Source organism: Sulfitobacter sp. M85 (assembly GCF_029285915.1).
Taxonomy (GTDB): domain Bacteria; phylum Pseudomonadota; class Alphaproteobacteria; order Rhodobacterales; family Rhodobacteraceae; genus Sulfitobacter; species Sulfitobacter faviae.
In genome coordinates, this window is the sequence record NZ_JABECQ010000001.1 from 747,463 (window position 1) to 758,663 (window position 11,201).

At 62.0% G+C, this 11,201-nt stretch carries 11 protein-coding genes and 1 tRNA gene; 5 read left to right on the top strand and 7 right to left on the bottom strand.

Annotation, left to right across the window (positions count from 1 at the left end):
* Positions 1-91 precede the first annotated feature (91 nt).
* From yghU to HKX24_RS03790, 3 genes are all read right to left on the bottom strand, one after another.
* On the bottom strand, positions 92-967 hold the full coding sequence (yghU, locus tag HKX24_RS03780; protein ID WP_271692949.1) for a glutathione-dependent disulfide-bond oxidoreductase: 876 nt from the start codon (positions 965-967) through the stop codon (positions 92-94).
* Between the two features lie 128 nt (positions 968-1,095).
* Positions 1,096-1,221 carry a type B 50S ribosomal protein L36 gene (ykgO, locus tag HKX24_RS03785; RefSeq protein WP_005850168.1) on the bottom strand — a complete coding sequence of 42 codons (126 nt, stop codon included), beginning with the start codon at positions 1,219-1,221 and terminating at the stop codon, positions 1,096-1,098.
* A gap of 76 nt (positions 1,222-1,297) precedes the next feature.
* Positions 1,298-1,372, bottom strand: a tRNA-Val gene (locus HKX24_RS03790).
* A gap of 145 nt (positions 1,373-1,517) precedes the next feature.
* Between HKX24_RS03790 and HKX24_RS03795 the strand changes: the two genes are divergently transcribed.
* On the top strand, positions 1,518-2,378 hold the full coding sequence (locus HKX24_RS03795; protein WP_271692950.1) for an N-formylglutamate amidohydrolase: 861 nt from the start codon (positions 1,518-1,520) through the stop codon (positions 2,376-2,378).
* Between the two features lie 2 nt (positions 2,379-2,380).
* On the opposite strand, the gene HKX24_RS03800 is transcribed toward HKX24_RS03795, so the two are convergent.
* Positions 2,381-3,634: a DNA polymerase IV gene (locus HKX24_RS03800; protein WP_271692951.1), complete on the bottom strand. Its 1,254-nt coding sequence runs from the start codon at positions 3,632-3,634 to the stop codon at positions 2,381-2,383.
* Between the two features lie 60 nt (positions 3,635-3,694).
* Between HKX24_RS03800 and HKX24_RS03805 the strand changes: the two genes are divergently transcribed.
* Complete coding sequence (locus HKX24_RS03805) at positions 3,695-4,111, top strand: NUDIX hydrolase (RefSeq protein ID WP_271692952.1); 417 nt, start codon at positions 3,695-3,697, stop codon at positions 4,109-4,111.
* 182 nt (positions 4,112-4,293) lie between these two features.
* Here HKX24_RS03805 and pyrF read toward each other — a convergent pair whose 3' ends face one another.
* Positions 4,294-4,989 carry an orotidine-5'-phosphate decarboxylase gene (gene pyrF, locus HKX24_RS03810; protein ID WP_271692953.1) on the bottom strand — a complete coding sequence of 232 codons (696 nt, stop codon included), beginning with the start codon at positions 4,987-4,989 and terminating at the stop codon, positions 4,294-4,296.
* 244 nt (positions 4,990-5,233) lie between these two features.
* A complete protein-coding gene (locus HKX24_RS03815) occupies positions 5,234-5,548 on the bottom strand; it encodes an orotidine 5-phosphate decarboxylase (RefSeq protein ID WP_271692954.1) in 315 nt (104 codons plus the stop codon).
* Between the two features lie 355 nt (positions 5,549-5,903).
* Here HKX24_RS03815 and clpB point away from each other — a divergent pair, with 355 nt between their 5' ends.
* The gene (gene clpB, locus HKX24_RS03820) at positions 5,904-8,519 is read left to right on the top strand and encodes an ATP-dependent chaperone ClpB (protein WP_271692955.1); all 2,616 of its coding nucleotides are present in this window, start codon (positions 5,904-5,906) and stop codon (positions 8,517-8,519) included.
* A gap of 60 nt (positions 8,520-8,579) precedes the next feature.
* On the opposite strand, the gene HKX24_RS03825 is transcribed toward clpB, so the two are convergent.
* Positions 8,580-9,014: a DUF302 domain-containing protein gene (locus HKX24_RS03825; protein WP_271692956.1), complete on the bottom strand. Its 435-nt coding sequence runs from the start codon at positions 9,012-9,014 to the stop codon at positions 8,580-8,582.
* 123 nt (positions 9,015-9,137) lie between these two features.
* Between HKX24_RS03825 and msrP the strand changes: the two genes are divergently transcribed.
* Together msrP and msrQ are read left to right on the top strand one after the other, a co-directional pair.
* Entirely contained in the window at positions 9,138-10,043 is a 906-nt protein-coding gene (gene msrP, locus HKX24_RS03830) for a protein-methionine-sulfoxide reductase catalytic subunit MsrP (RefSeq protein WP_271692957.1), read from the top strand.
* Between the two features lie 64 nt (positions 10,044-10,107).
* Positions 10,108-10,755 (top strand): protein-methionine-sulfoxide reductase heme-binding subunit MsrQ, encoded by a 648-nt coding sequence (msrQ, locus tag HKX24_RS03835; RefSeq protein WP_271692958.1) that lies wholly within the window; start codon positions 10,108-10,110, stop codon positions 10,753-10,755.
* Positions 10,756-11,201: the final 446 nt, after the last annotated feature.

Sequence of the window (11,201 nt, forward strand, 5' to 3'; positions counted from 1 at the left end):
AGTAAGAAACAGATTTCACCCTTTCCTGCAACCAATTCCGCCAGAATTGGTTGGAAAGCCCCCGGCCAAGCCGGGCCGGGGGGCTGCGTGGTCAGTCTTTGCTGCCGATCTTGTCTTGGGTCTTGGTGTCGAAATCGCTGGCGTCGTGACGCTCGTGCAATTGCATCGACAGGTCATCGCCGAAGGCGCGGTTGACCATCCGGCCCCGCGTCACGGCAGGGCGCGCGTCAATCGCCTCGGCCCAACGCATCACGTTCTTGTAAGAGGTCACATCGAGGAATTCCGCCGCGGAGTAGAGCCGACCGAGAACCAGCTGCCCATACCAGCTCCAGATCGCCATATCGGCGATGGAGTATTCGTCGGCGAAATACGCGTGCTCGGCCAGATGCTTGTCCATCACGTCAAGCTGGCGCTTGGTCTCCATCGCGAAACGGTTGATGGGGTATTCGAACTTCTCGGGCGCATAGGCATAGAAATGACCAAAGCCGCCGCCGAGGTAGGGCGCGCTGCCCATCTGCCAGAAGAGCCACGAGAGCGCCTCAGTCCGGCGGGCGGGGTCTTGGGGCAGGAAGGCGCCGAATTTCTCGGCGAGATAGAGCAGGATCGCCCCCGATTCGAAGACCCGCTGCGGCGTGTCTCCGGAACGGTCCAGCAGCGCGGGGATTTTCGAATTGGGGTTCACCTCGACAAAGCCGGAGCCGAACTGATCGCCCTCGGAAATATCGATCAACCACGCGTCATATTCCGCCGCTTTGTAGCCCGCCGCCAGCAGCTCTTCGAACATCACCGTGACTTTGACCCCGTTGGGCGTGGCGAGGGAGTAAAGCTGGAAGGGGTGTTCCCCAACTGGCAGTTCCTTGTCATGGGTCGCGCCGGCGATGGGCCGATTGGTGCTGGCGAATTTGCCGCCGCTCTCTGATTCCCATTTCCAAACTTTGGGGGGCGTATATTCGGGCGTGTCCGACATGATGGTTTTCCTTGTTATTCAAGCCTGCCTTGAAGGTGGGGTTTTGAGCCGGGGTTGCAAGCAGTTATCCGCAACGAAAAAGGCCGCCCCCGGAAGGAGCGGCCTTTAATTCTACAAAGCTGCGAAGCTCAGCCCTGACGGGCTTTGAACCGGCGCTGCGTCTTGTTGATGACGTAAACGCGGCCTTTGCGACGCACAACACGGCAATCGCGATGCCGATTCTTGAGCGAGCGGAGCGAATTGCGAACCTTCATGGTCGTCTCCTCATGTCGTGGCGCGGGCCAGCGCCTGGGTTGCGGGCAACCCGCCAAGGGCGGGTCGATGAATAAATGGTGGGCGATACTGGGATCGAACCAGTGACCCCTTCGATGTCAACGAAGTGCTCTACCGCTGAGCTAATCACCCACTTTTCAGCGTTTCCATATCGGCCCCAAAACTAAATGGGGCGCGAAATTTCGCGCCGTTGGGGTCCTATAAAAGGAGTCGGCGGCGGGATCAAGGGCTTTTGGCGCGGAATAAACACGCTATGTTCGACTTAGAGGAATTTATTATGCCGATGACCGCTTACGAAGTACTGCATCCGGACCGAAACCACTCCTGCGTGGTCTTTGCGTCGCCTCATTCGGGGCGGGATTATGCGGCGTCTTTCCTGCGGCGGTCGGTTTTGGATGAACATGCGATCCGGTCGTCCGAGGATGCCTTTGTTGATCTCTTGTTCGACTGCGCACCGCTGCATGGCGCTTCTTTTATCAAGGCAGGGGCACCGCGGGCCTATATCGACCTTAACCGCGCGCCGGAGGAACTCGATCCGTCGGTCATCGAAGGCATTCCGCGGCAGGGGCACAACCCGCGCGTGGCTTCGGGGCTGGGGGTGATTCCCCGTGTGGTGGCCAATGGCCGGGCAATTTATCGCGGCAAACTGACCCAAGAAGAGGCGCAGTTGCGAATCGACAGCTACTGGCGGCCCTATCACGCCAAATTGCAGGAGTTGCTGAGCGGGGCCCATCGCCGCCATGGCCAAGCGGTGCTGGTCGATTGCCATTCCATGCCGCATGAGGCGATGGACGGCGTGGCCCGCGGCGGGATGCGGCGGCCCGATGTCGTGCTGGGGGACCGTTTCGGCGCGGCGGCGGGGGGCGAGGTGGTCGACCGGATCGAAGCGGCTTTCGTCGATGCGGGCTTCGTCGTGACGCGCAATTCGCCCTTCGCGGGGGCCTATATCACCCAAGCCTATGGCCGCCCGTCGCGCGGGCAACATGCAGTGCAGGTCGAGATCGATCGTGCGCTTTACATGAACGAGCGGTTGATTCGCCCCAATGGCGCTTTCGAGGCGGTACAGGCGGCGTTGCAACGCGTCGTGGCCGAGGTGGCCCAGATCGGGCAGGAGCGGCTTCCGCTCGCCGCGGAGTAGGCTCAGCGCAGCGCGCGGCCTTTGACGATGGCCTTTTCACCAAAACGGCTGCGGATGCTATCGGCGGCGCGTTCCGCGCGGCTGCGTTGTGCCGCGCCGGGGTCGAGCAGATCGCCCGCCATATCCGCCCCCTCGGCGCCCGACAGTTCGGAGAGGCCCACGCCGATCAGCCGATAGGCGCTTTGGTGATCGACTTGGTCGAAGAGGGCGCGGGCGGTGCGGTAAATCCGGTCGGCCAATTGGGTCGGATCATGCAGCGAGAGGCGGCGCGACAGGACGGTATGATCGGCGCGTTTGAGCTTGAGCGTCACCACCCGGCCCGCCATCTCTTTCGCCTTGGCGCGGTCCGCCACCTTTTCTGCCAAACGCCAGATATGGCCGTCCAGAATCTCTGCATCGCCCGTATCGTCGGAGAATGTCGTTTCATTACTGATCGACTTCACCGGGCGGTGGCGAGAGACGCGGCGGGTGTCTTGGCCCCGTGCCAGATGCCACAGCCGGTCCCCCATGCTGCCAAAGCGCGCGATGAGATCGGTCTGTTCCCACCGCAAGAGATCGGAAAAGCTGCGGATGCCGGCCTTTTCCAGTGCGGTCTGGGTGGCGGCACCGACGCCCCAGATCATGCCCACCGGTTTGTCGCGCAGAAAGTCCGCCGTTTCCCCCGCGCCGATGACGGAAAACCCATGCGGCTTGTCGAGGTCCGAGGCGACTTTGGCCAGAAACTTGTTGTGGCTCAGCCCGATGGAGCCGGTCAGCCCCAGTTCGGTCTTCATCCGCCGCACAAGCCGCGCCAGCATCATCGCCGGGGGCTGGCCATGCAGCCGCGCGGTGCCGGTCATATCGAGAAAGGCTTCGTCCAGCGACAGCGGCTCGATTGCCGGGGTCATCTCTTCCATCATCTGGCGGATCGCGCGGGAGGCTTCGACATAGACTTCCATCCGCGGCTTGATGATCACCGCCTCGGGGCAAAGCTTGAGCGCCTGAAACATCGGCATGGCGGAGCGCACGCCGCGAATGCGCGCGACATAGCAGGCGGTCGACACGACCCCGCGCCGCCCCCCGCCGATGATGACGGGTTTGCCCGCGAGTTCGGGATTGTCCCGTTTTTCGACCGAGGCATAGAAGGCGTCGCAATCCATATGGGCGATGGAGAGGTCAAAGAGTTCCGGGTGGGACAGCACGCGCGGACTGCCGCAGCGCGGACAGCGCCGCGACGGCGGGATTTCAGTCAGACAATCGCGACAGAGGGTAGCCATGGGTACACCGGGAGGGCAGGGTTCGGGCGACGATTCTAACCAGATCGCGAGGGATTGAACATGGTCTTTGATGGCGCAAAGCTCGCGCTCTACCTTGGGGAGAAGTTGGCCGTGATCCTGCGCGACGATCTGCCGGGGCTGCTCTTCGCCGATCACTGGGATTTTCCCGGCGGGGGGCGCGAGGGGGAGGAGACCCCGCTGGCCTGCGCCCTGCGCGAATGCCGCGAAGAACTGGGGATCGTGGTGCCTGAAGATGCCGTAATCTGGGAGGGCAGCTTTGACGAGGGCGGGCGGATCAAATGGTTCTTCGTCGCGCGCTTGCCTGCCGAGGCAGAGGCCCAGATCGTCTTTGGCGACGAGGGGCAGCGCTGGCGCTTGATGACCGTGGCGGAGTTTCTCAACCATCCCCGCGCCGTGCCCGCCTTTCAGGACCGCTTGCGGGTCTATCTTGCGGACACGAAGGTTTCGGGCAAATAAAGGCCCCCCGCCTGCGTGAGCGGGGGGAGGTGACGAACATCAGGAAGAACCAGTTCGTCGGGGAGTATCACCTGAGTTCAACATAACATGTGAGGCGGTTTTCGCCTAACGTTGATGGAAGCGCTCGCGGCGCATGTCAGCGCTCTGTGGTCGATTTGCTACAGGCGGGGGCGAGCCCGTTGTTAACCTTCGGAAATTTCCTGAAGCACGGCGCGGGCGGCGGCGGCCGGGTCTTCGGCCTGCCAGATCGGGCGGCCTACCACGATGTGATCGGCCCCGTCCGCGATGGCCTGCCCTGGTGTGGCGACGCGTTTCTGGTCGCCCAATGAAGCCCCTTGGGGGCGCACGCCGGGGGTGACGATCAGCTTGCCGCGCGCTTCGGGCAGGGCGCGGATCGCGGCGGCTTCTTGGGGGGAGGCGATGACCCCATCCGCGCCCGCGTCCAGCGCCCGGCCTGCGCGGGTCAGCACCAGATCGCCCAGATCGCCCGGCTGGATCAGCGCAGCGTCAAGATCGGCGCGGTCCAGCGAGGTGAGGATGGTGACGGCTAGGATTTTCATATCGGTGCCCGCGGCCCCCTGTTTGGCCGCAGCCACCACATGCGGGTCGCCGTGGACGGTCAGGAAATCCAGATCGAACTGCGCGAGGCCCCGCACTGCCGCCTCTACAGTGGCGCCGATGTCAAAGAGTTTCATATCGAGGAAGATGCGCTTGCCATGCTCTTGCCTCAGCTCATTGGCCAAGGCCAAGCCGCCGCCGGTCAGCATGCCCAGGCCGATTTTGTAAAAGCCCACGGCATCGCCGAGCTTTTCGGCCAGTTCCAGCCCCGCGACCGCATGGGGAACATCAAGGGCGACAATCAGACGGTCATCAGACATGCGAGGGCTCCTGCCAAATTTCAAACGGCTTTGACCTACGCCGCGGCGCGGGGCAAGTCCATCATTCATGCGGGGAGGGCGCAAAAAAGAGGCCCGAACACCGCTGAGCGGGTCCGGGCCAAGTGATCAGAGACTTAGCAGGCAGGCACTGGTCTCTGGTTTGCGGAACGCCACATCGGGACAGATGAGGTGGCGGCAGGTCCGCGGGCAGCCGCGCGGCAGGCAGGCGCCGCGCGGAAGGGGGTCAAGCCGCGTCGCGACCGGGGAGGTGCATGACCTCTTCCAGCCAACGCAGCGGGTCGAAGCTGCGGCGTCCGGCCCGCTGTGCGGGGACGTGGCGCAGAACATCGGAACTCAGGCCACGCTTTTGTGCGTGACGGCGAAGCGCCTGACGGGACAGCCCGTCGGCGGCATCGTGGTATGACATGGTGATCGGGGCATCGATGGCGCAGGCGTAACGGCGCAGCTGCTCCCCGTCTTGGACGGTCACCAGCGCTTCGAAACACTGAGTGGCCGCATTATAGGTGACATCTGTCAACTGGATCGGGCGCGTCTGCATCGTTTCACCTCTTGCGTTCTTCTGAACCTTGGCAGGCTGCTTCGTCCTGCTCTCCTCTGCTGGGTAAACGCGAGAGGCGGCAAAATGGTTTCATTATGGTTACAGCTTCTGTGGATAAAGGTTAACAATGTATTTATATCAGTAACATAGAGATGTATTTTATGTCTCAAAATTGCCGTATTTTTGCCTTATTGGCTGATTTCTTCCTATTGGCGGCGCCGCTCTCGGCGGTATTTTGCATCTGGATGGTCTTGAACCGGCAGCACCGCTTCCCAAATTGATACCGAGGCTCAGACCGCCGCGTGCCACATATCGGGCGCGGCATTTTAGAGCGCTTGTAGAAAAGGAGAGACCCATGGACTTGAGCAAGTTCACGGAAAGATCGCGCGGCTTCATTCAGGCGGCGCAGACCATTGCAACACGGGAAAGCCACCAGCGGCTCGCCCCGGAACATGTCCTCAAAGCACTGCTGGACGACGACCAAGGGCTTGCGCGGAATCTGATTGCCGCGTCGGGCGGCGACGGGGCGCGCGTGGTGCAGGCGCTTGACCTGGCGCTTGGCAAGATCCCGAAAGTCACCGGCGATGCGGGGCAGGTCTATCTGGACGGCACCACCGCCAAGGTGCTGGCCGAGGCCGAAGCGATTGCCAAGAAAGCAGGCGATAGTTTCGTCACTGTCGAGCGCATTCTGACCGCGCTTTGCATGGTGAAATCCGGCGCAAAGACGGCGCTAGAAGCGGGGCAGGTGACCGCCCAAGGGCTTAATGCCGCCATCAATGATGTGCGCAAGGGCCGCAAGGCCGACAGCGCCACTGCCGAAGACAACTATGAGGCGCTGGAGAAGTACAGCCTCGACCTGACCGCGCGGGCCGAAGAGGGCAAGATCGACCCGATCATTGGCCGGGACGAAGAGATCCGCCGCGCCATGCAGGTGCTGAGCCGCCGCACCAAGAACAACCCGGTGCTGATCGGTGAGCCCGGCGTCGGTAAGACCGCCATCGCCGAAGGCTTGGCGCTGCGCATCGTGCATGGTGACGTGCCTGAATCCCTGCGCAACAAGCGTTTGCTCGCGCTCGACATGGGCGCGCTGATCGCTGGCGCGAAATACCGCGGTGAGTTCGAAGAGCGTTTGAAAGCCGTGCTAACCGAGGTGACCGAAGCCGCGGGCGAGGTGATCCTCTTCATCGACGAGATGCACACGCTGGTCGGTGCCGGTAAGGCCGATGGCGCGATGGATGCGTCGAACCTGCTGAAACCTGCGCTGGCGCGGGGTGAGCTGCACTGTGTCGGTGCCACCACGCTCGAAGAGTACCGCAAATATGTCGAGAAGGACGCGGCGCTCGCGCGGCGGTTCCAGCCGGTGATCGTGCAGGAGCCGACGGTGGAAGACACTGTCTCGATCCTGCGCGGTATTAAAGAGAAGTATGAGCTGCACCACGGCGTGCGCATCAGCGACACCGCGCTGGTCGCGGCGGCGACGCTCAGCCATCGCTACATCACCGACCGTTTCCTGCCCGACAAGGCGATCGACCTGATGGACGAGGCGGCAAGCCGTCTGCGGATGGAGGTCGATAGCAAGCCTGAAGAACTGGATGCGCTGGACCGTCAGATCCTGCAACTTCAGATCGAGGCCGAAGCGCTGAAGAAAGAAGACGATGCCGCGTCCAAGGATCGGTTGGAGGCTTTGCAGAAAGACCTGAGCGATCTGCAAGACCGCAGCGCCGAGATGACAGCGCAGTGGCAGGCCGAGCGTGACAAGCTGGCCGGCGCGCGTGACATCAAGGAGAAGCTCGACCAAGCGCGAGCCGAACTCGACATCGCGAAACGCGAAGGCAACCTCGCGCGCGCGGGCGAGCTATCTTATGGCGTGATCCCGCAGTTGGAACGCGACCTTGAAGCTGCCGAGGGCCGCGAGGATGACATGATGGTCGAAGAGGCCGTGCGCCCCGACCAGATTGCCTCCGTCGTCGAGCGTTGGACAGGCATCCCGGCGGGCAAAATGCTTGAGGGTGAGCGCGACAAGCTGCTGCGAATGGAAGAGCAGTTGCATGATCGGGTGATCGGGCAGAACGCCGCCGTGAAGGCCGTGGCGAATGCGGTGCGCCGCGCGCGGGCAGGGCTCAACGATGAGAATCGCCCGTTGGGCAGCTTCCTCTTCCTCGGGCCGACCGGTGTGGGCAAGACCGAGCTGACCAAGGCCGTGGCCGAGTTCCTCTTTGACGATGACAATGCGATGGTGCGCATCGACATGTCGGAGTTTATGGAGAAACATGCCGTGGCCCGTCTGATCGGTGCCCCTCCGGGCTATGTCGGCTATGACGAAGGCGGTGTGCTGACCGAAGCGGTGCGGCGCCGGCCCTATCAGGTCGTGCTCTTCGATGAGGTCGAAAAGGCGCATCCCGATGTCTTCAACGTGCTCTTGCAGGTGCTCGACGATGGTGTGCTGACCGATGGTCAGGGCCGCACGGTTGACTTCAAACAGACGTTGATCGTGCTGACCTCCAACCTCGGGGCGCAGGCGCTGAGCCAACTGCCCGAGGGCGGCGATATGGCGGCGGCCAAGCGTGACGTGATGGATGCGGTCCGGGCGCATTTCCGGCCGGAGTTCCTGAACCGTCTGGACGAGACGATCATCTTTGACCGTCTGGGCCGTGCGGATATGGACGGGATCGTCGATATTCAGATGGCACGGCTGCTCAAACGGCTGGCCGGGCGGAAGATCACGCTCGATCTGGATGAGGCCGCGCGCAAGTGGTTGGCGGATGAGGGTTATGACCCGGTCTTCGGGGCGCGTCCTTTGAAGCGGGTGATCCAGCGCACCGTGCAGGATCCGTTGGCCGAGATGCTCTTGGCCGGGGATGTGAAGGATGGCGATACCGTCACCGTCCGCGCCGGGGCCGATGGGTTGATCATCGGCGATCAAGTGGCCGCATCAAACCGGCCCAAGCCGGATGACGCAACGGTGCACTAACCGTTATGCGATGAAGAGAAGGGCCGGATTTTCCGGCCCTTTTTTAATCTGGAAGGGGACCTACTCTCCAATCGCCTCTTTCACGATCTCGTCCAGCAGGCTTTGCACCTCTTGCATCGCGCCGTCGGGGAAAGCGCGGTAGCCGATGGTCACTTCGTCACTCTCGGGCAATTGCATGACGAAAATGTCGTAGGGGCAAAAGCCGATGTTCATCACATCCGCCTCCATCACCTTGCGCGACAGCGCGGCCGAGCAAAAGCTGAACACCTCCGCCGCCTCGAACAGCACCACGTCCGACCCGACATCGGCGCGGGTGCGGTCGAGCATCTCACCGACATGGCTGACGTTCTCGGGGATGAGCCCTTGGTTCAGGATCGCGTTCTCCACCCCGAAGGTCACATCACCAAAGCTCTGGTCGGTGGTATAGGTGACCATCTCATCCGCTTGGGCGGCGCTGGCCCAAATCAGACCGGCGGCGAAAAGAAAACGGATCATGGCGGCACTCCTTTGAATAACGGCGCCTGACATTCCGGTGTGCTGGCTGAAATCCGGGCGAAAGGATTTGGTATGGCTTCCGGCGGGCGCTAACTTTGCATGAGTATAGTAGGGAGCGCTGAAATGGCCAATCGCTGGATCAATCGACTGACGGACCGTGACGTGACCGACGAGGCGCAATACCTCAACCGGCGGCAGATCATGGGCGGTGCGATGGCGGGGCTGGGCCTTGCCGGGCTGGGGCAGGGGGCCGCGGCCCAAGAGGGGCTGACCCCGAATAACTACGAAGACATCACCCAATACAACAATTACTACGAGTTCGGCACTGGTAAGGACGATCCCGCGAAATACGCAGGCGCGCTGACGACCGCCCCTTGGACCGTGACCATCGCGGGCATGGTCGACAAGCCCGGCGACTACGCTTTCGAGGATATCATGAAGGCGATGACCATCGAAGAGCGCATCTACCGGCTGCGCTGTGTCGAGGCGTGGTCGATGGTGGTGCCGTGGAACGGATTCGAACTGGCCGATCTGCTCAATATGGCCGGGGTGCAATCCGGCGCGAAATACGTGGCTTTTGAAACCGCCTACCGCCCCGAAGAGATGCCGGGCCTGCGTTTCCCCGTGCTTGACTGGCCCTATGTTGAAGGGCTGCGGCTGGATGAGGCGATGCACCCGCTGACGATCATGGCCACCGGCATCTATGGCAAAGACATCCCGAACCAGAACGGCGCGCCGCTGCGGTTGGTCGTGCCGTGGAAATACGGGTATAAATCCATCAAATCCGTGGTGCGCATCACGCTCACCGACGCGCAGCCGCCCACCAGTTGGAACAAGGCCGCGCCGCGAGAATATGGTTTTTACAGCAACGTGAACCCCAAGGTCAGCCATCCGCGTTGGTCGCAGGCCGATGAGCGCCCCATCGGCGGCGGGCTCTTCGCACGGCGCCAGCCGACGCTGATGTTCAACGGCTACGAAGAAGAGGTGGCGTCGCTTTACGAGGGTATGGACCTGACGGCGAACTTCTGATGCCTGCCGCGATATATATGCCCCGTCCTTTCGCCCAAGCGCCTCAGTCTGGCGTGGCCGCAGCATGACGCGCCTGGCCGATGCCCTGAACAGGGCCACCCGCCGCATTCCGGTTTGGGTGGTCTATCTTTTGCTGGCCCTACCCATCCCGTGGTTCTTTTACCAAGGGCTCACCGGCGGGCTGGGGCGCGATCCGGTAAAGGGGCTCGAACACCTCTATGGTCTATGGGCGCTGCGCCTGCTGATCGCCGGTCTGGCGATCACCCCGTTGCGCCGGGTGTTTGGGGTGAATCTGCTGCGCTTTCGCCGGGCGCTCGGTGTGATGACCTTCGTCTATGCGCTGGCGCATCTGACTGTCTGGGCGCTGCTCGACGTGCAAGGGCTGTCGCGTATCTGGGCGGATATTCTCAAACGGCCCTATATCACCATCGGCATGGCGGGGTTCCTCTGCCTTGTGCCGCTGGCGGCCACATCCAACAACTGGTCGCTGCGGAAGCTGGGGGCGCGTTGGCGCAAGCTCCACCGGCTGACCTATGTAGCAGCGCTCTTGGCAGCCCTACATTTCCTATGGCTGGCGAAAGGGTTTCAGCTGGAGCCGTTGGTCTATGCCGGCCTTGTCGCGGGGCTTTTGATCTATCGGCTGCCGTTTGGGGGCCTTTGGCAGAAAGGCCCGCGGGGATGGGCGACTCGGAAGGGGCAACAAGGGTCGTGATTCACGCGTCTGAAACGCGCGATTCCGGGCTGTGGCATGTGGATAACTGATGGCGTTAACATAACGGCGGCATATTAGGGGGGGTTACGTTAACCTCTGCAGTGTCTCGCATGCCATAAATCACTGTTCTGAAGGGCTTTTATAAGGCTTTCACAAAAACTGCACAAAACTTCAAAAAACGGCTTGCGGCTTTGTCCCACTCACCTTAGAACCCCCTCTACCGGCGGCGCTGAGACGCACCGCTGGGGCGCCAGACGGGGCGGACGGCAGCGGAGACGCGGTGGTTCGGATCACGAGGCGGATAAGAATTCGAGGTATCAGAGGCGGGGCGCGCCAAGAAGTTAGGGCGCATCTCAGTTTCTTTTGTCTCAACGCTGTTTGAAAATTTGATATCTGAAGAGATATGTGGGCGGTTTGGTTCATTCGATGGATCAACGTCTGTATAT

Coding starts and splice junctions, on each gene's coding strand:
- HKX24_RS03825 (WP_271692956.1), bottom strand. CDS start 9,014: ATGATCCGTTTTCTTTTCGCCGCCGGTCTGATTTGGGCCAGCGCCGCC.
- pyrF (WP_271692953.1), bottom strand. CDS start 4,989: ATGTCTGATGACCGTCTGATTGTCGCCCTTGATGTTCCCCATGCGGTC.
- clpB (WP_271692955.1), top strand. CDS start 5,904: ATGGACTTGAGCAAGTTCACGGAAAGATCGCGCGGCTTCATTCAGGCG.
- msrQ (WP_271692958.1), top strand. CDS start 10,108: ATGACGCGCCTGGCCGATGCCCTGAACAGGGCCACCCGCCGCATTCCG.
- HKX24_RS03800 (WP_271692951.1), bottom strand. CDS start 3,634: ATGGCTACCCTCTGTCGCGATTGTCTGACTGAAATCCCGCCGTCGCGG.
- yghU (WP_271692949.1), bottom strand. CDS start 967: ATGTCGGACACGCCCGAATATACGCCCCCCAAAGTTTGGAAATGGGAA.
- HKX24_RS03815 (WP_271692954.1), bottom strand. CDS start 5,548: ATGCAGACGCGCCCGATCCAGTTGACAGATGTCACCTATAATGCGGCC.
- ykgO (WP_005850168.1), bottom strand. CDS start 1,221: ATGAAGGTTCGCAATTCGCTCCGCTCGCTCAAGAATCGGCATCGCGAT.
- HKX24_RS03795 (WP_271692950.1), top strand. CDS start 1,518: ATGCCGATGACCGCTTACGAAGTACTGCATCCGGACCGAAACCACTCC.
- HKX24_RS03805 (WP_271692952.1), top strand. CDS start 3,695: ATGGTCTTTGATGGCGCAAAGCTCGCGCTCTACCTTGGGGAGAAGTTG.
- msrP (WP_271692957.1), top strand. CDS start 9,138: ATGGCCAATCGCTGGATCAATCGACTGACGGACCGTGACGTGACCGAC.